The sequence below is a fragment of the Cypionkella sp. genome (assembly GCF_036782355.1).
Classification (GTDB): Bacteria; Pseudomonadota; Alphaproteobacteria; order Rhodobacterales; family Rhodobacteraceae; genus Cypionkella.
The window spans coordinates 39,821-60,627 of the sequence record NZ_DAIPZF010000008.1 but is presented as its reverse complement, the minus strand read 5'-3'; the positions used below and the strand labels follow the sequence as shown (position 1 = coordinate 60,627).

The 20,807-nt window shown below is 61.0% G+C and carries 21 protein-coding genes; 12 read left to right on the top strand and 9 right to left on the bottom strand.

Annotated elements, in window-relative coordinates; translation table 11 throughout:
• Positions 1-22 precede the first annotated feature (22 nt).
• On the top strand, positions 23-742 hold the full coding sequence (locus V7Q10_RS04745) for a rhomboid family intramembrane serine protease (RefSeq protein WP_333867905.1): 720 nt from the start codon (positions 23-25) through the stop codon (positions 740-742).
• On the opposite strand, the gene murJ is transcribed toward V7Q10_RS04745, so the two are convergent.
• The 3 genes from murJ to V7Q10_RS04730 form a co-directional block, all read right to left on the bottom strand.
• Complete coding sequence (murJ, locus tag V7Q10_RS04740) at positions 739-2,277, bottom strand: murein biosynthesis integral membrane protein MurJ (RefSeq protein ID WP_333867903.1); 1,539 nt, start codon at positions 2,275-2,277, stop codon at positions 739-741. The two genes, V7Q10_RS04745 and murJ, sit on opposite strands and share 4 nt — an antisense overlap.
• 111 nt (positions 2,278-2,388) lie before the next feature.
• The gene (locus V7Q10_RS04735; protein ID WP_333867902.1) at positions 2,389-5,163 is read right to left on the bottom strand and encodes a [protein-PII] uridylyltransferase; all 2,775 of its coding nucleotides are present in this window, start codon (positions 5,161-5,163) and stop codon (positions 2,389-2,391) included.
• A 24-nt stretch (positions 5,164-5,187) separates the two neighbouring features.
• Entirely contained in the window at positions 5,188-6,360 is a 1,173-nt protein-coding gene (locus V7Q10_RS04730; RefSeq protein WP_333867901.1) for a penicillin-binding protein activator, read from the bottom strand.
• Between the two features lie 79 nt (positions 6,361-6,439).
• Between V7Q10_RS04730 and rsmI the strand changes: the two genes are divergently transcribed.
• Genes rsmI through gshB form a run of 3 tightly spaced genes read left to right on the top strand, consistent with a single transcriptional unit; the run spans position 6,440 to position 8,667 of the window.
• Positions 6,440-7,312, top strand: coding sequence for a 16S rRNA (cytidine(1402)-2'-O)-methyltransferase (rsmI, locus tag V7Q10_RS04725; RefSeq protein WP_333867900.1), 873 nt, complete (start codon positions 6,440-6,442; stop codon positions 7,310-7,312).
• A complete protein-coding gene (locus tag V7Q10_RS04720) occupies positions 7,309-7,671 on the top strand; it encodes a YraN family protein (RefSeq protein WP_333867899.1) in 363 nt (120 codons plus the stop codon). The genes rsmI and V7Q10_RS04720 overlap by 4 nt, the downstream gene beginning before the upstream one ends.
• Positions 7,672-7,725: 54 nt before the next feature.
• Complete coding sequence (gene gshB / locus V7Q10_RS04715) at positions 7,726-8,667, top strand: glutathione synthase (RefSeq protein ID WP_333867898.1); 942 nt, start codon at positions 7,726-7,728, stop codon at positions 8,665-8,667.
• Here the strand turns inward: gshB and V7Q10_RS04710 are convergent, their stop codons facing one another.
• Together V7Q10_RS04710 and V7Q10_RS04705 are read right to left on the bottom strand one after the other, a co-directional pair.
• Positions 8,668-10,179: a YifB family Mg chelatase-like AAA ATPase gene (locus tag V7Q10_RS04710; protein WP_333867897.1), complete on the bottom strand. Its 1,512-nt coding sequence runs from the start codon at positions 10,177-10,179 to the stop codon at positions 8,668-8,670.
• Between the two features lie 46 nt (positions 10,180-10,225).
• Positions 10,226-11,101, bottom strand: coding sequence for a glutathione S-transferase (locus V7Q10_RS04705; protein ID WP_333867896.1), 876 nt, complete (start codon positions 11,099-11,101; stop codon positions 10,226-10,228).
• A gap of 209 nt (positions 11,102-11,310) precedes the next feature.
• Between V7Q10_RS04705 and V7Q10_RS04700 the strand changes: the two genes are divergently transcribed.
• From V7Q10_RS04700 to V7Q10_RS04685, 4 genes are all read left to right on the top strand, one after another.
• On the top strand, positions 11,311-12,186 hold the full coding sequence (locus V7Q10_RS04700) for an RNA polymerase factor sigma-32 (RefSeq protein WP_333867895.1): 876 nt from the start codon (positions 11,311-11,313) through the stop codon (positions 12,184-12,186).
• Positions 12,187-12,255: 69 nt separating this feature from the next.
• A complete protein-coding gene (gene coaBC / locus V7Q10_RS04695) occupies positions 12,256-13,449 on the top strand; it encodes a bifunctional phosphopantothenoylcysteine decarboxylase/phosphopantothenate--cysteine ligase CoaBC (RefSeq protein WP_333867894.1) in 1,194 nt (397 codons plus the stop codon).
• Between the two features lie 40 nt (positions 13,450-13,489).
• Entirely contained in the window at positions 13,490-13,960 is a 471-nt protein-coding gene (gene dut / locus V7Q10_RS04690) for a dUTP diphosphatase (RefSeq protein ID WP_333867893.1), read from the top strand.
• Positions 13,957-14,991 carry a HesA/MoeB/ThiF family protein gene (locus tag V7Q10_RS04685; RefSeq protein ID WP_333867892.1) on the top strand — a complete coding sequence of 345 codons (1,035 nt, stop codon included), beginning with the start codon at positions 13,957-13,959 and terminating at the stop codon, positions 14,989-14,991. The genes dut and V7Q10_RS04685 overlap by 4 nt, the downstream gene beginning before the upstream one ends.
• On the opposite strand, the gene V7Q10_RS04680 is transcribed toward V7Q10_RS04685, so the two are convergent.
• A complete protein-coding gene (locus V7Q10_RS04680) occupies positions 14,945-15,520 on the bottom strand; it encodes a DNA-3-methyladenine glycosylase I (RefSeq protein WP_333867891.1) in 576 nt (191 codons plus the stop codon). The genes V7Q10_RS04685 and V7Q10_RS04680 overlap by 47 nt on opposite strands.
• Before the next feature lie 118 nt (positions 15,521-15,638).
• On the opposite strand from V7Q10_RS04680, the gene V7Q10_RS04675 reads away from it, so the two are divergent.
• The 4 genes from V7Q10_RS04675 (at position 15,639) to yddG (ending at position 19,551) form a co-directional block, all read left to right on the top strand.
• Entirely contained in the window at positions 15,639-16,478 is an 840-nt protein-coding gene (locus tag V7Q10_RS04675; RefSeq protein ID WP_333867890.1) for an EAL domain-containing protein, read from the top strand.
• A 116-nt stretch (positions 16,479-16,594) separates the two neighbouring features.
• Complete coding sequence (locus V7Q10_RS04670; protein ID WP_333867889.1) at positions 16,595-17,770, top strand: acetyl-CoA C-acetyltransferase; 1,176 nt, start codon at positions 16,595-16,597, stop codon at positions 17,768-17,770.
• 110 nt (positions 17,771-17,880) lie between these two features.
• A complete protein-coding gene (phbB, locus tag V7Q10_RS04665) occupies positions 17,881-18,606 on the top strand; it encodes an acetoacetyl-CoA reductase (protein ID WP_333867888.1) in 726 nt (241 codons plus the stop codon).
• A 78-nt stretch (positions 18,607-18,684) separates the two neighbouring features.
• Positions 18,685-19,551 carry an aromatic amino acid exporter YddG gene (yddG, locus tag V7Q10_RS04660; RefSeq protein WP_333867887.1) on the top strand — a complete coding sequence of 289 codons (867 nt, stop codon included), beginning with the start codon at positions 18,685-18,687 and terminating at the stop codon, positions 19,549-19,551.
• Here yddG and V7Q10_RS04655 read toward each other — a convergent pair.
• The 3 genes from V7Q10_RS04655 to V7Q10_RS04645 form a co-directional block, all read right to left on the bottom strand.
• Complete coding sequence (locus tag V7Q10_RS04655; protein WP_333867886.1) at positions 19,541-19,705, bottom strand: YdcH family protein; 165 nt, start codon at positions 19,703-19,705, stop codon at positions 19,541-19,543. The genes yddG and V7Q10_RS04655 overlap by 11 nt on opposite strands.
• A 99-nt stretch (positions 19,706-19,804) precedes the next feature.
• Entirely contained in the window at positions 19,805-20,578 is a 774-nt protein-coding gene (locus V7Q10_RS04650) for a tRNA1(Val) (adenine(37)-N6)-methyltransferase (protein WP_333867885.1), read from the bottom strand.
• Complete coding sequence (locus V7Q10_RS04645; RefSeq protein WP_333867884.1) at positions 20,568-20,783, bottom strand: putative signal transducing protein; 216 nt, start codon at positions 20,781-20,783, stop codon at positions 20,568-20,570. The genes V7Q10_RS04650 and V7Q10_RS04645 overlap by 11 nt, the downstream gene beginning before the upstream one ends.
• Positions 20,784-20,807: the final 24 nt, after the last annotated feature.

Sequence of the window (20,807 nt, the reverse complement as noted above, 5' to 3'; positions counted from 1 at the left end):
CGACGCATTCAAGGAGGCTGCCATGCAAGACCACGATATTGCGCCGATCAATCCGCTGCCGCCGGTGGTTTGGCTTTTGGTCTTGCCGATGATCGGCGTTGAGCTTGTGCTGAGCCTCGCCGAGGCGGGAATGATCGGCGGGCGCGCGGCGATTGGCTGGCGGGTGGCTGCGCTGGAAGGTTTTGGGTTTTTTCCCGACTATTGGCGGCAACAGGCGCAGGCGGGGGCCTTTGACTTTGAGCTGTTGCGCCGCTTTGTCAGCTTTGCCTTTGTGCATCAGACCACGATGAGCGCTTTGTTTGGCGTGGTATTGACGCTTGCGCTGGGCAAGTTCGTGGCCGAGGTTTTTGCCGGTTGGGCGGTGGCGCTGGTCTTTGTTGCCTCGGCAGCGGTTGGGGCTTTGGTTTACGGCAGTTTGGTGCAAAGCCAGCCGCTGTTTGGCGCCTATCCCGGGGTGGCGGGGCTGATTGGGGCCTTTAGCTTTGTGCTGTGGAAGGGCCTGTCGCGGATGGGGCCGCAGCCGCAGCGGGCGTTTTCGCTGATTGGCGGGTTGATGGCTATTCAGGTGGTGTTTGGGCTGGTGTTCACGCTTTTGCCGAAACTGTTTCCCAGCATGGGGCCGATGCCCTTGGGCTGGGATTGGATTGCGGAACTCAGCGGCTTTATCTGCGGCTTTGGGTTGTCTTTCCTCGTCAGCCCCAACGGTTTTGCCAGATTGCAGGCGCGACTGCGGCAGCGTTAACGCCGCAGGTTGCGGCGAAAATCGCCAAGCCGAAAGGCACCGATGGTCGCGCCAAAGCTGAAATAGACCAGACTGCCCAGCGTGATCAGCAGGGCAAGGCTGGCATAGCGCCATGTCGGATTCACCAGCGTCTCGGCCAGCCCCAACTGGCCCAGATACAGCGCCAGCGCCATCGCGATCGAGGCGGCAACAGCGCGTGGCACGCGGCTGCGAAAGCGGGTGTCAAAGCGGGCCGCATCGCCCATTTTGCGGGTGCCAAACCACAGCTGAAACGCCATCGCCCAAGCCGCAACGGTGGTGGCAAGTGCGGCGGCGGCAAAGCCGATCAGCGGCATCAGCCCGACCGCAATCGCGGCATTCACCACCATCGACACAATCGCAAAGTGAAACGGCGAGCGGCTGTCTTCGCGTGCATAATACAGCGGCTGAAAGACCTTATGCAGCACAAAGGCCGGCAGCCCCGCGCCATAGATCGCCAGCGCAAGCGCGGTATTGGTGGCATCCACCGCGCCAAAGGCCCCGCGCTGATAAAGCACAGAGGTCAGCGGCACCGCGATGGTGATCAGCGCGGCGGCGGCAGGCAGGGTCAGCGCCAGCGCGAATTCTGTGCCGCGGTTAAAGCTTTCGCGGCTGCCGGCCTCGTCGCCTGCGCGCAGACGGCGCGACAGATCGGGCAGCAAAACCGTGCCAATGGCGATGCCCACAACCCCCAGCGGCAGCTGATAAAGCCGGTCGGCATAGACCAGCCAAGACACTGCGCCTTCGGTGTAAGAGGCCACTTGTCGGCCGACCAGCAGGTTGATCTGCACCACCCCCCCCGCCAAGACCGCAGGGGCGGCGATATAGGCCAAACGCTTGAGTTCGGGCGTGATCTTTGGCCAGCGCGGGGTAAAGCTAAAGCCCAGCCTGCGCGCCGCAATCCAGGTAAAGCCAAGCTGCGCGATGCCTGTCACCGGCACGGTCCAGGCCAGCGTCATGCCCATATCCCAGCCGGTTTGGCTGGCCAGCAGCATGGCGGCGATAAAGATCAGGTTCATCAGCACCGGCACGAAACCGGCTTCGGTGAAATGGCCATGCGCGTTCAGCACACCTGACAGCAGCGCCACAAGGCTGATGAACATGATATAGCAAAACCCGATTTGGCCATAAAGCACCGCAAGCTCATAGCGCGCATCGCCAGCAAAACCCGAGGCCATGGCATAGACCAGCCAAGGCATCGCCAGCGTGCCAAGCACCGAAAACACCATCAGAATCGCCGCCATGCCGTTAAAGGCGTCGCGGGCAAAGCCGTTGGCATCCTCGCCAGCCTCCAGCTTTTTGGCATACATCGGCACGAAGGCCATGTTGAAGGCACCCTCGGCGAAAAAGCGGCGGAACATATTGGGCAAAGAAAACGCCACGTTAAAGGCATCGGCCACCGGGCCCGCGCCCAGATAGGCGGCCAGCATCATATCGCGGGCAAAGCCTGCGCCGCGTGACAGCAGGGTCCAGCCACCGACAGTCAGAATAGAGCGGATCAGGCTGATGGATCTCATAGGGCCCCGTTTGCTGGCGTCAGGTTTGTGGTTGGCAAGATCGGCACATCCAGGCCAATGATCTATCGCGGATTGCAGGCGAGGGGAATTCAGAAAGCAGATGCCCCGCGCCTAGCCCTGTTCTTGCGCGCGCTTTTCGCCCTCTGCCATGGCGTGGCGCAGCTTGCGATCTAGGGCCTCTTGCTTGCCCTTGGCATGCAGTTTCAGGCCAAAGGCATCTTTGATGTAAAAGCTGTCGACCACCTGCGCGCCATAAGTCGCGATCACCGCCGAGGCGATATAGATGTTGTTCACTGCCAAAGTGCGGGTCAGATCAAACAGCAGGCCGGGGCGGTCACGGGTGTCGACCTCGATGATGGTGTAGATGTCTGATCCTTCGTTGTCGAAGGTGATATGGGTCGGAAAGCGGAATTCGCGGTCGCGCTTTTTCACCTTATCGCGAACCGTCAGCGCCTCGCGGGCGATGACTTCGCCGCGCAAGGTTTTCTCGATCATCGCGCGCAGCCGCGGCAGGCGCGAGGCCTCGTAGGGGTGGCCATCGCTGTCTTGGATCCAGAAGATCGCGGTGGCAAAGCCGTCTTTCGAGGTATAGGTGCGCGCGTCAACCACATTGGCCCCAACCAGCGCCAAAGCCCCCGCCAGCCGCGAGAAGATGCCCGGATGATCGGCCAGCGCGAAACAGGCGCGGGTGGCATCGCGGGCGGGTTCGGGGTGCAAATCTATGCGGATCTCGGCATCGCTTAGGCCTTGCAGCAGGCGGGCAAAGACCTCTTGCGCATCGGGGGTCAGGCCCTGCCAATAGGGGGGGTAGTGGCGCGTGGTCTCGTGTTTCAGCGCGGTGGCCGAAAAATCGCGCAGGCGGCTTTGCAGCTCGGCCTTGGCCTCGTCTTCGCGGTTGGGCCGATTGATGCTTTCCAGCCCGTCTTCCAGCGCATCGGCGGTCATGCCGTAAAGACGGCGCAGCAGCATTGCCTTCCAATTGTTCCAAGTGTTGGGGCCAACGCCGCGAATGTCGCAGACGGTCAGCACCGTCAGCAGATCCAGCCGCTTTTTGGTTTTCACCGCCTTGGCAAAGTCGCGCACCGTGCGCGGGTCGCCAATATCGCGCTTTTGCGCCATGTCAGACATCAAAAGGTGATAGCGCACCAGCCATTCGACAGTTTCGCATTCCTCGGCGTCGAGTCCCAGACGCGGCGCGATGCGGCGCGCCAGTTGTGCCCCGATGATCGAGTGATCTTCGGGCCGCCCCTTGCCGATGTCATGCAGCAGCAGCGCCACATAGATCACACGGCGGTTGATGCCGGTGTTCAAGATAGAGGAAGACAGCGGCAGATCTTCGATCAATTCACCACGTTCGATTTGCGCCAGCACCGAGATGGTCTGGATGATATGCTCGTCCACCGTATAGCTGTGGTAGACGTTGAACTGCATCATCGCGACGATGTTTTCAAACTCGGGGATCAGCGCGCCCAGCACGTTCAGCTCGTTCATCCGGCGCAGCGCGCGTTCGGGGTTGCCGTGTTTCAACATCAGATCCAGCAAGATCCGCCGAGCCTCGGGCGCCTCGCGCACCGAATCGTCGATCCGGTGCAGATTGGCCGCGATCAGCCGCATGACGTTGGGGTGCAACAGATAGCCCGAGCGCAGCGATTCCTCGAAAATCCGCAGCATATTGACGGGGTCGTTCAAAAAATCATCTGGATCAACGATGTCGATGCGGCCCTGCACCAGCTTATAGCCCGACTTCACCCGTTTGCGGCTGAAAAACCCCAGCAGACGCGCGGCGGGTTTGACATGGCGCGCTTCAAGTTCGGTCAGGAAAACCCGCGTCAGGTCGCCAACCAGCGTGGCTTGGCGAAAGTAATCTTGCATAAAGTATTCAACACCGCGCCGCGCCTTGCTGTCGCGGTAGCCCATGCGGGCCGCAACTTCGACTTGCAGATCGAAGGTCAGCTGATCTGAGGGGCGGCCAGTGATGTAATGCAGATGACAGCGCACCACCCAAAGGAAATCTTCGGCATCGCGAAAGGTCTCGTATTCGCTTTGGGTGAACAGCCCAGCGGCCACCAGCCCCGAAGCCGAAGGCACGCGGTGCAGATATTTACCAATCCAATACAGCGTTTGCAGATCGCGAAGCCCGCCTTTTGCCTCTTTGACATTGGGTTCCAGGACATAGCGCTGGCCGCCTTGGCGTTTGTGGCGGGTTTCACGCTCGGCCAGCTTGGCCTCGATAAACTCGGCACCCGTGGTGCGGAACAGATCAGACCAAAGCTTGTCGCCCAGCTCGTCCGCCATATCTGCGTCGCCCGCAATAAAGCGGTGTTCCAAAAGGGCGGTGCGAATGGTGATGTCTTCGCGGCCAAGCCGGATGCAATCTGCGATGGTGCGGCTGGAATGGCCGACCTTGAGCTTTAGATCCCACAGCATGTAAAGCATCGATTCGATGATGCTTTCGGCCCAGGGCGTCATCTTCCAAGGCGTTAAGAACAGCAGATCAACGTCGGATTGCGGCGCCATTTCGGCGCGGCCAAAACCGCCCACGGCCAGCACAGTCAGCCGCTCGGCTGCGGTTGGGTTGGGGGCGGGGTGCAGCGTGTCGCGCGCAACGGCAAGCGCGGTGGTGACCAGCACATCGGTTAGATAGCTTTGCGCCAGCACCAGCGGGCGGGCGTGGCGCGGATGGGCGGCAAAGGCGGCCTCCAGTGCCGCGGTCGCTGCGGTTTTTGCCGCCAGCATATGGCGCACCGCGATGCCGCGGGCCTCTCGCGGGTCGATCTGAGGCGAAAGCTCGGCGCGGATGCGCGCCAAAAGCGCATCGGCATCAAGGATCTGCGCGCGCGGCAAAAGCAAGGCGCTGCGGTCCTGCGGGATATCAGAGAGGTTCATGCCGCAGGACCGTGCCTTTACCTGTTAAAAACCAGCGCCGCCAAAGCTGCGGGGCGCAGCCTCGATCACCACGGCTTGACCGTTTTGGATCTGGGCAATCGCCAGACCACGCTCATTTGTGCCATCCGCGCGCAGCCGGAAGATACCATTCACGCCAACAAAGCCTGCGCCTTGGGTCAGGCTGGCGGCACGGATCGGGCCGGGGCCTGCATTGCGCAGCAGCGCGCCAATGGCGGCGACGCCATCATAGGCCAGACCAGAAATCGGATGCGGTGGCTCGCTGAAACTCGCCTGATACCGTGCCTGATATTGCGCGTAAAGCGCTGGGTCCGGCATGGCAAACCAGCCGCCCTGCACCCCCGGAAGCGCCAAAGTCGCGGCTGGAATATCCCAACGGGTCAGCCCGATAAACTGCGTGACACTCGGCCCCATGCCGTTGTCGGCCAAAAGCTGGCTGATCAAAGGCAAAGCGCCTGCTGTATCGGCGGTCATAAAGATCGCCTGCGCTCCGGCAGAGCGCGCATTTGCGGCAATCACAGGTGCTGCACTGACCACGCCATTTTGCGAAAACTCATAGCTGCCTGTCGCCACAACCGTGCCGCCAGCGATAGAGACCCCGCGCTGAATGGCGGCGCGGCCAAGCTCGCCTGCGGTGTTTTTATCATGCACAATCATGATGTTGGCCTTGCCCTGCCGTACGGAAAAGGCTGCCAGCCGCGCGGCGGTGTTGTCAAAGGTTGGCCCCAGCACAAACACATTGTTGCCCGCGATATCGGTGTTGTTCGAAAACGCCAGAACATTCACGCCACTTGCGGCGACGGCAAGACCCGCGGCATTGGCCTCTTGTGCAAAGACCGGCCCCAGAATGATCTGCGCCCCCTCGGCCACGGCTTTCGAGGCCATTGCTGCCGCCTGAGCCGGTTGGCCCGCGGTGCCATAAACCCGCAAATCAATCTGTGTGCCGCCAAGATCAGAGATCGCCATGCGCGCAGCATTTTCCAACGACCGCGCCAAAAGCTCGTCACTGGCTTGGCCCGAGCCCGAAGGCGTTAGCAGGGCAATCTGTACACGGCCTGAACCTGCGCCCGCGCCAAGGCTGGGCCCAGAGGCCGGCACACAGGCCGAAATCGCAAAAGCTGCCACCGCAGCGCAGAAAAACCCCAACGACTTGCGGGCACGCGTTAAAACAGACAACATAAGGATCCTTACCCCCTTGGCACAGGTTGAAAGACTAAGCGCTTTGCGGCTGGAAGTAAATTGTCAGGGAGAAAAAGGCGTGGCAGAGGGCAAATATGCGGCCGAGAAACATCGCCTCAGCGCAGGGCTATATTTTATCGCAACCCCAATCGGGGCTGCGCGTGATATCACCCTGCGCGCCTTGGATATTTTAGCCTCGGCCGATGTGCTGGCCGCCGAAGACACCCGCACGCTGCGACATCTGATGGAGATTCACGGCATCGCCTTGGCAGACCGCCCGATGGTCGCCTATCACGAACACAACAATGACAGCGCCATGCCTCGGCTTTTGCGCGCCATCGCGGAAGGCAAATCGGTGGTCTATGCCTCGGAAGCCGGCACGCCGCTGATCTCGGACCCCGGGTTTCAGTTGGGGCGCGGGGCGATTGCCGAAGGCCTGCAAGTGCTTTCGGCACCGGGTGCCTCGGCGGTGCTTTGTGCGCTGACGGTCTCGGGGCTGCCCTCGGATCGGTTTCTTTTTGCGGGGTTTCCACCCGTGACCAAATCGGCGCGCGAGACCTTTTTGCGCGACCTGGCGCAGGTGCAAGCGACCCTTATATTTTACGAATCACCAAAACGCGTTAGCGGATTATTAGGTGATTTGGTGAATACTTTGGGAGGCGGGCGGCAAGCAGCGGTTTGTCGTGAACTGACCAAGCGATTCGAAGAGGTGTCTCGGGGCAGCCTTGATCAATTGGCGGCAGATTTTGCGGATCGCACGGTGAAAGGCGAAATTGTTGTTCTGGTGGATCGCGCCCCAGAACAGCAGGCGGATGCGGCAACGGTGGAGCAGGCTTTGGATCAGGCTTTGACACATATGACGATGAAGGATGCGGCAACGGCGGTTGCACAGGCCTATGGTCTGCCGCGCCGCGATGTTTATCAACTGGCACTGCGGCGGGCTGGCGCATGAGGGCGGCGCGCGGGGCCATATCCTATCAGGCGGGTTTTGCCGCCGAAGAGCAGGTTGCCCAGCTTTACAATCGCTCGGGGCGCCTGATCTGTGCGCGGCGTTGGCGTGGGCAGTCTGGTGAAATTGATCTGATTGCCCGTGATGGTGCAGAGGTGATTTTTATCGAGGTGAAGCAAAGCCGCACTCATGCACAGGCCGCAGAACATCTGACGCCACGGCAGATTGCGCGGATTTATGGTGCAGCAAGTGAGTTTTTGGCGGGCGAACCTGCGGGCCAGCTGACGGATGTGCGCTTTGACGTTGCTTTGGTGGATGGTGCTGGGCGGATCGAGATTTTGGAAAACGCCTGCGCGGCCTGATTGCATCACAGCGCCGCTTGCGGCATCAAGGGCTCACATAACTCGGAGCGTGATATGTCCCTTAAAGTCGCCTTGCAGATGGACCCGATTGGCTTGGTCAATATTGATGGGGATAGCACCTATCGAATAGCACTAGAGGCACAGGCGCGGGGGCATTCGCTGTTCTTCTATACGCCCGACAAATTGGCCTTTGTTGAGGGGCGTGTGATTGCGCGCGGCTTTCCGATCACGCTGCGGCGAGAACTGGGCAATCATGTCAGCTATGGCGACGAGGTCGAAGTCGACTTGGCTGATTTTGATGTGGTTTGGCTGCGGCAAGATCCGCCTTTTGACATGGGCTACATCACCACCACGCATTTGCTGGATATGATCCACCCCAAGACTTTGGTGGTCAATGATCCGTTCTGGGTGCGAAATTATCCCGAAAAACTGTTGGTTTTGCGTTTTCCTGATTTGACGCCTCCGACCGCAATCGCGCGCGACCTTGCGACCTTGCGGGCGTTCAAGGCCAAGCATGGAGATGTGATTCTGAAGCCGCTTTATGGCAATGGTGGCGCGGGGGTGTTCCGGTTGGATGCCCAGGATAAGAACCTTGCGTCCTTGCACGAGTTGTTTTGTGGCATCAACCGTGAGCCTTTGATTATGCAGAAGTTTTTGCCCGATGTTTCCAAGGGAGACAAACGAGTTCTGCTGGTGGATGGCGAAGCTGTGGGTGCGATCAATAGGGTGCCTCAGGCAGGTGAGACGCGCTCTAACATGCATGCGGGTGGGCGACCCGAGAAGGTGGGTTTGACCGCGCGCGATCTTGAGATTTGTGCAGCCATTGGTCCCGTGCTGCGCGAGCATGGTCAGATCTTCGTCGGCATCGACGTCATTGGCGATTATCTGACCGAGATCAACGTCACTTCGCCCACTGGTTTGCAAGAGCTCGAGCGGTTTGACGGCACCAATGCTGCCGAAAAGATTTGGCAGGCGATCGAGGCCAAGCGCGCCTGATTACTTGGTTTTTATTGCCAGACGGTAGCTTACGGCCTCGGCGATATGCGGTAGGCGCACATCGGTGGAGTGATCCAGATCAGCGATGGTGCGCGCCACGCGCAGGACGCGGTGATACCCCCGCGCCGAGAGGCCAAAGCGTTCGGCCACGCGGGCCAACATCGCGCGGCTTTCGGCATCAGGGGCGGCAAAATGCTCGAGCGTAGAGCCTTCCATATCGGCGTTCACACGGGTGTTCGCGATGCCCGCGAAACGCGTGGTTTGGCGGGTGCGCGCCTCTTGCACGCGGGCCGCGATCGCCGCGGAACTGTCGCCAGAGGCGGGCAGATCAAGGTCGGTATAGGCCACCGGCGGCACTTCGACGCGCAGATCAAAGCGGTCCATCAGCGGTCCCGAGATGCGTCCAAGGTAGTCTTCGCCGCACTGCGGAACCTTGGCGCATGCGCGGGCGGGATCGGGTAAGTAGCCGCATTTGCACGGATTTGCTGCGGCGATCAGTAAAAAGCGGCAGGGATAGCGGATATGAGCATTGGCGCGGGCGACCATGATCTCGCCGGTTTCAATGGGTTGGCGCAGAGTTTCCAGCACCATGCGGGGAAATTCAGGGAACTCGTCCATAAACAGCACGCCGTTATGGGCCAGGCTGATCTCGCCGGGTTTTGCGCCTTTGCCGCCGCCGACGATCGCCGCCATCGAGGCGGTGTGATGCGGTTCGCGAAATGGGCGGCTGCGCGAGATCCCGCCCTCGGAAAGCAGCCCCGCCAGAGAATGAATCATCGAAGTTTCAAGTGCTTCGGTGGCGGTGAGCATCGGCAGAATGCTGGGTAGGCGGGCTGCAAGCATCGACTTCCCCGAGCCTGGCGTGCCCACCATCAGCAGGTGATGCCGACCCGCCGCCGCGATTTCCAGCGCACGTTTGGCGCGTTCTTGACCTTTGACGTCGCGCATGTCGCGCGCACTTGGGTCGCGTGTCACCTCGCCTGCCTCGGCGGCGGTCAGCACGGCTTGTCCGGTGAAATGGCGCACCACCTCGTTCAAGGACGCCGCGGCGATGACTTGGGTGGCGCCGACCCAAGCGGCCTCGGGGCCGCAGGCCTTTGGGCACAACAGGCTGCGGCCTTCCTCGGCCGCGGCCATGGCTGCGGGCAGGGCGCCCAGAACCGCGATCAGGCGACCATCCAACGAAAGCTCGCCCAAGGCCACCGTGCCAGAGGCAGCATCTTTGGGGATAATCTCGAGAGCGGCCAGCAGCGCAAGCGCGATCGGCAGATCAAAATGCGACCCCTCTTTCGGCAAATCGGCGGGCGAAAGGTTAACAGTGATGCGTTTTGACGGCAGAGCAATCGACAGCGCCGTCATCGCTGCGCGCACGCGCTCTTTTGCCTCGGAAACGGCCTTATCGGGCAGACCAACAAGGCTAAATGACGGCATTCCCGGCGAAATGGCGCATTGCACTTCGACGATGCGGGCCTCGACGCCTTCAAAGGCCACTGTATAGGCTTGGGCAACCATGACCCGCTCCCGTTTTGCGATGGTTAACGGGTAGCGGGGGAATGGTTTACGATTGGTAAATTTTCATGAATTTCGGCCAAGCTTCTGGGTCTGCGACGGTTTTGTCGCGGCAAAAGGTGTTGCAAAAGCCAAAGCGGCGGCCGTTTAGCTCTAGCACATCGGTGATGGGCGCGCCGGAATAAGGGCAGGCGGTGTTCTCGGCTGTGGTGCCTTCGACAGCTTTGGCGGCCAGCGGGACGGGGCCGGGCCAAGCGCGGGTGGGGTAGGGGCGGCGGTAAAATGCTTGGTCGGGGCCGTCAACCATGCCCATGGCGCGCCATTGCCGAAACGGGCGATGCGCCAGATGGGCCGCAAGATAGGCCTGCGACACTGGCCCGACCGGCAGGTTATAGCCCGCGATTCGGCCGGCAACGGGGGCGAACATCGCATCCGCCGCGCTGTAATCGCCGCACAGCCATTGCGTGGAGCCGGTCTGCTGCTGCGCCCAAGACCAGATGGTTTCAAGCCGCTGCAAATCGGCCAAAACCTCGGGTGGCGGCGCGCAGTCCGTATAGGAAACCCGCAGGTTCATCGGGCAGTGGCTGCGCAGTGCGGTAAAGCCTGCATGCATTTCGGCGGCAAGCACGCGGGCCACGGCGCGGGCGCGCGGATCTTTGGGCCAAAGCCCGGCCTCTGGGTGACGCGAGGCAAGCTCTTCGGCGATGGCGATGGTTTCAGGCACCACCACACCATCGGGCGTGCGCATGGTTGGGGCGGTTTTGGCGGGGGCAAAGTCGCGCAGCAGCTTTGGCAGCTCGTCGGTGTAAAGCTGGGCGCGCAGGGTTGTGACCGGAATGCCAAAAGCATCGAACATCAGCCAGCCGCGCAGCGACCAGCTGGAATAGGCTCGGTCGCCAATGACAAGGGTATAGGGGTCGTGCATGGGGGCTCCTTGGCTGTTTAAGCCAGCTTAGGGCGCGGGTTGGTAAAGATAAAACGCTGATTTGTGTGGCCTTGTATCACGGGCCTTGATGGCAGGCAGCAGAGTCGCCCTTGAAAATTCTTGGTCTGATACAGTGATCCAACCGCCGCTCTGCCGCGTATCCCTTGAAAGCCCGTTAAACAACCGCACGGGCGGATCTGGGGGAAGCGATGGCCTTTGACGGGACGACGGATCAAACCCTTTCGCGGCAGGCGCGAGCCGCTGAATTGCTGGACGCCGAAACCGAGCTGCGCCTTGCCTATGCTTGGCGCGATCATCGGGACGAAGCCGCGCTGCATCGGTTGATCACCGCCTATATGCGGCTGGCGATTTCGATGGCGTCAAAGTTTCGCCGCTATGGCGCGCCGATGAATGATCTGATCCAAGAAGCCTCCTTGGGCCTGATGAAGGCGGCGGAAAAGTTTGACCCAGACCGCGGCGTGCGGTTTTCGACCTATGCGGTCTGGTGGATCAAGGCGAGCATCCAAGACTATGTGATGCGCAATTGGTCGATGGTGCGCACGGGAAGCACCTCGGCGCAAAAATCGTTGTTTTTCAATCTGAAGCGCGTGCAGGCCAAGCTGGAGCGCGAGGCGCAGGCGCGCGGTGAGAGCTTGGATCAGCACCAGTTGCGCGAAAAAGTGGCGCAAGAAATTGGCGTAACTTTGGCCGAAGTTGCGATGATGGAGGGCCGTTTGGCGGGCTCTGACGCATCCTTGAATGCGCAGCAATCGGGCGAGGATGAGGGGCGCGAATGGATCGACATTCTGGAAGACGAAAGCCCGCAGGCCGATGAGCAGGTCACGCTTGCCCATGATCGCGCCAAGGTGCGCGATTGGTTGGTGCAGGCGATGGCTGGGCTGAATGCGCGTGAACGCCATATCGTCACCGAGCGGCGTTTGCGCGAAGTGCCGCGCACGCTTGAGAATTTGGGCCAGGAACTGGGGCTGTCGAAAGAGCGCATTCGCCAGCTTGAGGCTGCGGCCTATGCCAAGCTGCGCAAAAACCTTCAGGTTCATGCGCCAGATGTGATGGAATATATCTAGCTGCCTCTCGCCTGTTGAGTTTAGCGCTCGCGCCGCCTACACCTGTAGGCCAGCGTGAAAGGAGCCGTCATGCAGGGCAAGCGCATCCTTCTGATTATTGGCGGTGGCATTGCTGCCTATAAGTCTTTGCTGCTGATCCGTTTGTTACGGGCGGCAGGGGCGGCGGTGACGCCGGTTTTAACCCGCGCGGGGGCGGAATTTGTCACACCCCTGAGCGTTTCTGCCTTGGCTGGCGAAAAGGTTTACTCGGCGCTGTTTGATCTGACCGACGAGGCCGAGATGGGGCATATCCAGCTCTCTCGGGTGGCCGATCTGATCGTGGTGGCGCCTGCGACGGCGGATTTGCTGGCGAAAATGGCGCAAGGGCGGGCGGATGATCTGGCCTCGACGCTGCTGCTTGCCACCGATACGTCGGTTTTGGTGGCGCCTGCGATGAATCTGCGGATGTGGCACCATCCTGCAACCCAGCGCAATCTGGCGCAGCTGCGCGCGGATGGTGTGGGTTTTGTCGGCCCAGAGGCGGGCGAGATGGCTTGCGGCGAATTTGGCATCGGCCGCATGGCGGAACCCGAGGCGATCTTTGCCAGCATTGCGGCGGCTTTGCAAAGCGGGCCTTTGGCTGGGCGGCATATTCTTGTGACATCAGGCCCGACACACGAACCGATTGATCCGGTGCGCTATATCGCCAATCGGTCTTCGGGCGCGCAGGGTACGGCGATTGCGGCAGCCTTGCGGGATCTAGGTGCTAACGTCACATTTGTGACGGGTCCAGCCAGCGTGCCTGCGCCCGAGGGCGTGCGGGTGGTTCGGGTTGAAACGGCGGCGCAAATGCTGGCGGCGGTTCAGGCGGCCTTGCCGGCAGAGGTTGCGGTGATGGCGGCGGCGGTGGCTGATTGGCGGGTTGCCAATGCCAGCGGATCAAAGATGAAAAAGGACGGCTCTGGCCAAGCGCCCGCCTTGGAGTTTGCCGAAAATCCCGACATTTTGGCGCTGGTCTCAAAGGGCGATGCGCGGCCGCGCCTGGTGGTGGGCTTTGCCGCCGAGACCGATCAGGTCGAGACCTATGCCGCGGCAAAACGTCTGCGCAAGGGCTGCGATTGGATTGTGGCGAATGATGTGTCCCCTGCGACGGGGATCATGGGCGGCAGTGAAAACGCGGTGGTGTTGATCTCGGAGGCGGGGTCAGAGGTTTGGCCGCGCATGGCCAAGGATGCCGTTGCGCGACGCTTGGCTGACCGCATCGCGGCGGCGCTGGCTGATTGAGGCCAGCACTTTGACACAGGCTTTGCATAAAGGATCAGCCATGGCAGTGGTGCAGGTGGTTTGGGAAGATTGGGCAGACCAAAGCGTGGCGCTGCCAGCCTATCAGACAGCAGGGGCGGCGGGGGCGGATCTTTGCGCCAATCTGCCCGCTGATCTGCGCGCGACGGGGTTGGTGATTGCACCGATGGCGCGGGTGGTGGTGCCGACCGGCCTGCGGGTTGCCATTCCGGCGGGGTTCGAGATGCAGATAAGGCCAAGGTCGGGCTTGGCGGTGAAATCGGGGATTACGCTGCCCAACACCCCCGGCACGATTGACAGCGATTATCGTGGGCCCTTGGGCGTGGCGCTGATCAACCTCAGCGCAGAGGCCTTTGTGGTGCAGCACGGCGACCGCATTGCCCAAGCGGTGGTGGCCCCCGTAGTGCAGGCAAGCTTTGCCGTGGTGGCGGATTTGGACGAAACCGCGCGCGGGGCGGGTGGGTTTGGGTCGACCGGAGTGTCGCGCGGATGATGCTTGTTTTTACGATGATGGCAGCACTTTGGGGCATTGGCTGGGCGATGAAGACGCCCAAGCGGTTGCGCTGGGGGATGATCGCGGCGCTTTGGGCGGCGGTGATTTTGGCCAATCTGGTCTTCCCCGAGGCCAACCCGTTGCGCCAAGCAACAGGCGGCGATGCGCGGGTTTGGGCGGTGCTGGGGGTCTTGGCCGCGCTGGTTGCGGGCTATCGGCGCGGGCTTGCGGCACTGCGCAGCAAGGCCGAGCCAGAGCCTGCGAAGGCCGGCGCGTTTTCCGACAGCGAGTTAGACCGCTATGCCCGCCATATTATGCTGCGCGAAGTCGGCGGGCCGGGGCAAAGGCGGCTGAAGGATGCGCGGGTTTTGGTGGTTGGTGCGGGGGGGCTGGGCTCACCTGCCTTGTTATATCTGGCCGCCGCAGGGGTGGGTGTGATTGGCGTGATTGACGACGATCAGGTCGATGGCAGCAATCTGCAACGCCAGATTATCCATACCGATCAGCGCATTGGCATGGATAAGGTGCAATCGGCTGCGGTGGCGATCAAGGCGCTGAACCCCTTTGTCAGCCTGCGCCCCTATCGCCGCAGGTTGGATGAGGCAATCGCGGCCGATCTGCTGGCCGACTATGATCTGGTGCTGGATGGCTCGGACAATTTTGACACCCGCTATTTGGTGAATAAAATCTGTGCCGCACAGGGCAAGCCGCTGATTTCGGCCGCGATCACGCAGTGGGAGGGGCAAATCTCGCTTTACGACCCGGCGCGGGGTGCGCCCTGTTATGAATGCGTTTTTCCGGTGCGGCCTGCGGCGGGCATGGTGCCCAGCTGCGCCGAGGCGGGGGTGATCTCGCCCTTGCCGGGGGTGATTGGCGCGATGATGGCGGTCGAGGCGGTCAAGCAGATTACCGGCGCAGGCCAAGGGCTTGCGGGGCGGCTGATGATTTACGACGCGCTTTATGCCGAAACCCGGGTGATTAAGATCAAACCGCGGGCGGACTGTCCGATTTGTGGTGCTGCGGGCAGCTGACAAGGTGGTCGTTGACCATGCCCGTGGCCTGCATAAAGGCATAGGTGATGGTGGGGCCGCAGAACTTAAACCCCTGCGACTTCAACGCCTTGGACATCGCTTGCGAGACGGGGGTTTGCGCGGGGATCTCGGCGGCAGAGGTCAGACGGTTGTCGCGCCTTGGCCCGTTCAGAGCCCACAGGAAATTTGAAAACCCGGTTTCGGCCTCGATCCGCAGATAGGCGCGCGCGCCGGCAAGCGTGGCCTCGATCTTACCGCGATGGCGGATGATGCCGGGATTATTCAGCAGGTGCTGCACCTCTGCCTCGCCCCAATCGGCGATGATTTCGGGGGCAAATCCGGCGAAAGCCGTTCGAAACGTCTCGCGCCGTTTTAGAATGGTGAACCAGCTTAGACCGGCCTGAAAACCTTCCAGCATCAAACATTCGAACAGCGCGCGCGAGTCGCGCACAGGCCGCCCCCATTCGGTGTCGTGATAGGCCACATAAAGCGGATCACTGCCGCACCACGGGCAAGGCTGATCGGTCATTGCGCCGCCTTTATCGTTAGAATGATGCTAAAATCGCAAAGCTTAAGCCCGCTTTTACCCTAAGCTGTCAAACATGTCGAATATTGAGGACCAAAACGCATTCAGGAAGGCCGCGGCGATGTTCATGGATCGTAAGAAACCCCGCATTGCCTATGGCGGCGGCAATCATAGCCCCTTGGGGGTGGCGATTTCTGTTGGCGACCGTGAGACTTTGTCGATGGTGCAAGAGGCAATTTCCGCCAAGCGCCTGCGGCTTGCCTATCAACCTGTGATGCTGGCAACCGACCCCTCACGCGTGGCTTTTTACGAAGGTTTGATCCGGGTGCTGGATCAGACGGGGCGGGTGATTCCGGCCAAGGATTTTATGGCCACGGTGGAAACCCGCGATCTGGGGCGGCAAATCGACTGCGCGGCGCTAGAGCTGGCACTGGCAACCTTGGCGCGGAGGCCAGAGCTGCGGCTTTCAGTGAATATGTCGGCTCGCTCGATCGGTTATGCGCCTTGGGTGCAGATCTTGCGGCGCGGGCTGTCGGTTGCGCCGAACATTGGCGCGCGGTTGATCCTTGAGATCAGCGAAAGTTCTGCAACGCTTTTGCCTGAAATTGTTGGTCAATTTATGGACCAACTTCAGGGCGCGGGTGTGGCCTTTGCCTTGGATGATTTTGGCTCGGGGCATCTGGCGATCCGCTATTTTCGGGACTACGCCTTTGATATTCTGAAAATGGATGCGCAGTTTGTGCGCGGCGTCGATAAAGACCGTCATAGCTACGCTCTGGCCCGTGCCCTGCTGTCGATTGGCAAAAGCTTTGATATGGTGACGGTTGCAAATGCGGTTGAAACGCAGGCCGAAGCTCAGATTTTACAGGCGCTAGGGGTAGACTGCTTGCAAGGCTATCTGTTCGGCGCGCCCAGCTTGCAACCAGCCTTCGAGCTGACCTCTGCACAGAAACCGGCCTGACGCCGGCTAAAACCTATGCGCAAGAAACTTGCTTTTCATTTATGCACTGCCTAGTCATGCTGCATGGCAGCGAGGGGTGACCCCGCACAGATTTCTTTTGGGAGAGGGCACAGAGCATGACCAATGTGGTAATCGTTTCAGCAGCACGGACGGCTGTTGGCAGCTTTAACGGCGCTTTTGCGACGACGCCGGCGCATGAACTTGGTGCGGCGGTGATCGAAGAGGTCGTGGCGCGTGCCGGCATCGACAAGGCCGAAGTGTCAGAGACCATTCTGGGGCAGGTGCTAACCGCAGGCCAAGGCCAGAACCCAGCCCGTCAGGCGCATATCCGCGCCGGTCTTGCGAAAGAGGCAAGCGCGTGGTCGCTCAATCAGGTTTGCGGTTCGGGTCTGCGGGCGGTGGCGCTTGGCGCGATGCATGTGCAGCTGGGCGATGCCGCGATCGTCATGGCGGGCGGGCAGGAAAGCATGAGCCTTTCGCCGCATGTCGCGCATCTGCGCGCTGGGCAAAAGATGGGCGATATGGCCTTTATCGACAGCATGATCCGCGACGGTTTGTGGGATGCCTTCAACGGCTATCACATGGGTCAAACCGCTGAAAACGTTGCAAATCAGTGGGAAATCAGCCGCGAGATGCAAGACGCTTTCGCGCTGGCCAGCCAGCACAAGGCCGAAGCCGCGCAGAAAGCCGGCAAGTTCAAGGAAGAGATCATCGCCTTTACCATCAAAACCCGTAAGGGCGATATCGTGGTCGATGCTGACGAATACATCCGCCACGGCGCCACATTGGAATCGATGCAAAAGCTGCGCCCTGCCTTTGCCAAGGACGGTTCTGTCACGGCGGCGAATGCCTCGGGTTTGAACGATGGCGCGGCGGGGGTTCTGCTGATGAGCGAGGCCGATGCGGCCAAGCGCGGGCTGAAGCCTTTGGCGCGGATTGCATCCTATGCGACTGCCGGTTTGGACCCTGCAATCATGGGCGTCGGCCCGATCTATGCCAGCCGCAAAGCGCTGGATAAGGCCGGCTGGAAGGCTGCCGATCTGGACCTGATCGAGGCGAACGAAGCCTTTGCTGCCCAAGCCTGTGCGGTGAACAAAGACATGGGCTGGGATACCAGCAAGGTCAACGTCAACGGCGGCGCGATTGCGATTGGCCACCCGATCGGGGCCTCGGGCGCGCGGATCTTGAACACGCTTTTGTTCGAGATGAAGCGCTCGGGTGCGAAAAAAGGTCTGGCGACGCTCTGCATCGGTGGTGGCATGGGCGTGGCGATGTGTCTTGAAGGCCTGTAGGGCGCTAGGCAATTTTGATAAATAACAGCACAAGCGGGCGCAACAATCTTGCGTCCGCTTGTGTCTTTTAGTAACAACAGAACAAATACATAACCTTGGAGGAGGGACGCATGTCAAAGGTCGCATTGGTTACGGGGGGGACGCGGGGCATTGGGGCCGCCGTTTCAGTGGCACTTAAGGCCGCAGGCTATACGGTTGCGGCAAACTACGCTGGCAATGATGCGGCAGCCGCAGCCTTTACCGAGGCGACGGGCATTGCGGCCTATAAATGGTCGGTGGCCGATTATGACGCCTGCAAAGCTGGCATCGCGCAGGTCGAGGCGGATCTGGGTCCGGTTGCGGTTTTGGTTAATAACGCCGGCATCACCCGCGATGCGATGTTCCACAAGATGACGCCGCAGCAGTGGAAAGAGGTGATGGATACCAACCTCACCGGTCTGTTCAACATGACCCACCCGCTGTGGAGCGGCATGCGCGACCGCAAATTTGGCCGCGTGATCAACATCTCGTCGATCAACGGCCAAAAGGGCCAAGCGGGTCAGGCGAATTACTCTGCCGCCAAAGCTGGCGATCTGGGCTTTACCAAGGCGCTGGCCGCCGAGGGTGCGCGCGCAGGCATCACCGTGAACGCGATTTGCCCCGGTTATATCGGCACCGAAATGGTGCGGGCGATTGATGAAAAAGTGCTGAACGAGCGCATCATTCCGCAGATTCCCGTTGGCCGTCTGGGCGAACCCGAAGAAATCGCGCGCTGCGTGGTGTTCTTGGCCGCCGATGACGCAGGCTTTATCACCGGCTCGACTTTGTCGGCGAATGGTGGTCAGTTCGTCGTCTAAACCCCTTTGGGCTATCAAGCGCCAAAATTGGGAAAAAGGCTCGCCACTTGGCGGGCCTTTTGATGTAGGGAGACCGCGATGAGCCGCAATCGGGCGACAATGATTGGATTTTCGGCCGTGCTGATGTGGTCGTTCTTGGCGCTGTTCACCATCGGTTCGGCCCCGGTGCCGCCGTTTTTGCTGAACGCGCTGTGTTTCGCGATTGGCGGCGGCATTGGCCTGATCTGGACGGCGCGGCGCGGGTTTGGCGTGCTGCGCGGCGTGTCTTGGCGGGTCTATGCCTTTGGATCGCTTGCTTTATTTGGCTATCACGCGCTGTATTTCACCGCCTTTCGGTTGGCGCCTTCGGCCGAAACCGGGCTGATCGCTTATCTTTGGCCTTTGTTTATTGTGCTGCTGTCGGGCCTTTTGCCGGGCGAGCGGTTGGGCCTGCTGCATGTGCTGGGGGCGCTGATGGCCTTTGCGGGGGCGGCGCTGATCGTGTTGCAGCGCAGCCCATCGGGCGGGGCCTCGGCTGCGGGATTGGGGCTGGCGTTTTTATGCGCGCTGGCTTGGGCTGGCTATTCGGTGGGGTCCAAGCGGCTGGGGGCGGTGCCAACCGAATCGGTGACGGTGTTCTGTCTGGTGACGGCGCTGTTGTCTTTGGGCGTGCATCTGGCGATTGAGCCGACGCTTTTGCCTATGGGCGCCTTTGGCTGGTTCAGCGTTTTGGCGCTGGGTCTGGGGCCGGTGGGGCTTGCGTTTTTCACTTGGGATATCGGCATGAAACGAGGCGACATCCAATTGCTTGGTGTCGCCTCTTATGCTGCGCCACTGCTGTCGACGCTGGCCTTGGTGGCCGCTGGGATCGCGGAGCCCTCTGTTGCGATCTTGGCCGCGGCAGTGCTTATCACCGCAGGCGCAGCGCTGGCAGCTTGGGCCAGCGCAAAGGCGGCTAGCTGCTAAGGCGGCCGATTTCCTCTTTCAGCTTCATTTTCTGTTTTTTCAATTCGGCGATGCGCAGGCCATCAATGCCGGGGGAACGCTGGGCGCGGTCAACCGTCTCTGACAGGCTGTCATGCTTTTTCTTAAGTTCGGCGATATGGGAAGTGACGGTCATGCAAGTCCTCCTGTTGATCTATCCGAGATCTTCAGTGCACCACAAAAAATCGCAGCTGTCATCAAATCTTCACAGAGCGGCGCGCCTGTGTTGCTAAAATTAGCGGAATTCCTCTGACAGGCTGGCGCCGTTGCGCAAAATCTCGCCGGCGCGGGGGGTATAGCTTTCGCGGTCGCCGTCATGGGCCGGGCCTTGGTGGATCACAAAGGGCGCAAGCAGGCGAAAGGCCCCGCGGCCGGTTTTGCGCGCGCGCAACAGGATTCGCAGCGCAGGCCGCCCCTCGCGCGGGGTGAGCGGCAGCACAGCGGTCGAGCCCATCTTTTGCCCCATGGCGGCCAGCACTTCGGGCAGACCGTCGGCACCACAGATCAGCGTCAGCCAGCCCAAGGGCGCAAGCCTGCGGGTGGCGGCCTGCACCCAATCGGCCAGCGGCGTGTCGGCGATTTGCAGCGCGGTGGCGCGGCCAATGTCGGGGCTGCGGGTGCCATGCGCCGGATAATAGGGCGGGTTGGCGATGACATGGTCGAAATCCACCCGCAACGCGCGCGGCATATCCAGCAGATTGCCCTGATGCACCTCGAAGCCGATGCCGTTTTCCACGCCGTTGCGGCGGGCAAGCGCTGCATAGGGTTCTTGCACCTCTAGCCCAGACAGCCGCAGCCCCGGCACCCGCGCGCCCAGACACAGCGCTGCGGCCCCGACGCCACAGCCAAGGTCTAATACGGATTGGCCGGCAGTGGCAGGGCAGGCTGCCGCCAGTAACACAGGGTCGGTGGCTGCGCGATAGCCACGCCGCGGCTGCCAAAGATGCAGCTTGCCGCAAAGAAAGGCGTCATGCGTCAGATCGTCCATCGTCTGCCCGTTACTGTCCATCCGGAATATCGTTATCTTTCAACACCGACCGCGCACGAAAGTGGTCACGATCGGCGACCATCAGGCGGCGCGGGAACAATCCGATCCCGCCTTCAAGCGCGCTCATGTGGACGTCCATCAGAAAGCTGTCTATACCTTCGCCATCAAGCAGGGCTTGGGCAAAGGCGATCACGGTGGGGTCGGTTGTGCTGATCAAAAGCTTCATGCAAAAGGTGTATGCGCGACATGG

What these genes read in the sequence shown, in the direction of transcription:
- V7Q10_RS04655 (WP_333867886.1), bottom strand. Translation starts at nt 19,705, where the DNA reads ATGACCGTCACTTCCCATATCGCCGAACTTAAGAAAAAGCATGACAGC.
- V7Q10_RS04680 (WP_333867891.1), bottom strand. Translation starts at nt 15,520, where the DNA reads ATGACCGATCAGCCTTGCCCGTGGTGCGGCAGTGATCCGCTTTATGTG.
- gshB (WP_333867898.1), top strand. Translation starts at nt 7,726, where the DNA reads ATGTCCCTTAAAGTCGCCTTGCAGATGGACCCGATTGGCTTGGTCAAT.
- yddG (WP_333867887.1), top strand. Translation starts at nt 18,685, where the DNA reads ATGAGCCGCAATCGGGCGACAATGATTGGATTTTCGGCCGTGCTGATG.
- phbB (WP_333867888.1), top strand. Translation starts at nt 17,881, where the DNA reads ATGTCAAAGGTCGCATTGGTTACGGGGGGGACGCGGGGCATTGGGGCC.
- V7Q10_RS04730 (WP_333867901.1), bottom strand. Translation starts at nt 6,360, where the DNA reads ATGTTGTCTGTTTTAACGCGTGCCCGCAAGTCGTTGGGGTTTTTCTGC.
- V7Q10_RS04670 (WP_333867889.1), top strand. Translation starts at nt 16,595, where the DNA reads ATGACCAATGTGGTAATCGTTTCAGCAGCACGGACGGCTGTTGGCAGC.
- V7Q10_RS04735 (WP_333867902.1), bottom strand. Translation starts at nt 5,163, where the DNA reads ATGAACCTCTCTGATATCCCGCAGGACCGCAGCGCCTTGCTTTTGCCG.
- murJ (WP_333867903.1), bottom strand. Translation starts at nt 2,277, where the DNA reads ATGAGATCCATCAGCCTGATCCGCTCTATTCTGACTGTCGGTGGCTGG.
- V7Q10_RS04675 (WP_333867890.1), top strand. Translation starts at nt 15,639, where the DNA reads ATGTTCATGGATCGTAAGAAACCCCGCATTGCCTATGGCGGCGGCAAT.
- V7Q10_RS04700 (WP_333867895.1), top strand. Translation starts at nt 11,311, where the DNA reads ATGGCCTTTGACGGGACGACGGATCAAACCCTTTCGCGGCAGGCGCGA.
- V7Q10_RS04745 (WP_333867905.1), top strand. Translation starts at nt 23, where the DNA reads ATGCAAGACCACGATATTGCGCCGATCAATCCGCTGCCGCCGGTGGTT.
- V7Q10_RS04685 (WP_333867892.1), top strand. Translation starts at nt 13,957, where the DNA reads ATGATGCTTGTTTTTACGATGATGGCAGCACTTTGGGGCATTGGCTGG.
- V7Q10_RS04710 (WP_333867897.1), bottom strand. Translation starts at nt 10,179, where the DNA reads ATGGTTGCCCAAGCCTATACAGTGGCCTTTGAAGGCGTCGAGGCCCGC.
- coaBC (WP_333867894.1), top strand. Translation starts at nt 12,256, where the DNA reads ATGCAGGGCAAGCGCATCCTTCTGATTATTGGCGGTGGCATTGCTGCC.
- V7Q10_RS04720 (WP_333867899.1), top strand. Translation starts at nt 7,309, where the DNA reads ATGAGGGCGGCGCGCGGGGCCATATCCTATCAGGCGGGTTTTGCCGCC.
- dut (WP_333867893.1), top strand. Translation starts at nt 13,490, where the DNA reads ATGGCAGTGGTGCAGGTGGTTTGGGAAGATTGGGCAGACCAAAGCGTG.
- V7Q10_RS04650 (WP_333867885.1), bottom strand. Translation starts at nt 20,578, where the DNA reads ATGGACAGTAACGGGCAGACGATGGACGATCTGACGCATGACGCCTTT.
- V7Q10_RS04645 (WP_333867884.1), bottom strand. Translation starts at nt 20,783, where the DNA reads ATGAAGCTTTTGATCAGCACAACCGACCCCACCGTGATCGCCTTTGCC.
- V7Q10_RS04705 (WP_333867896.1), bottom strand. Translation starts at nt 11,101, where the DNA reads ATGCACGACCCCTATACCCTTGTCATTGGCGACCGAGCCTATTCCAGC.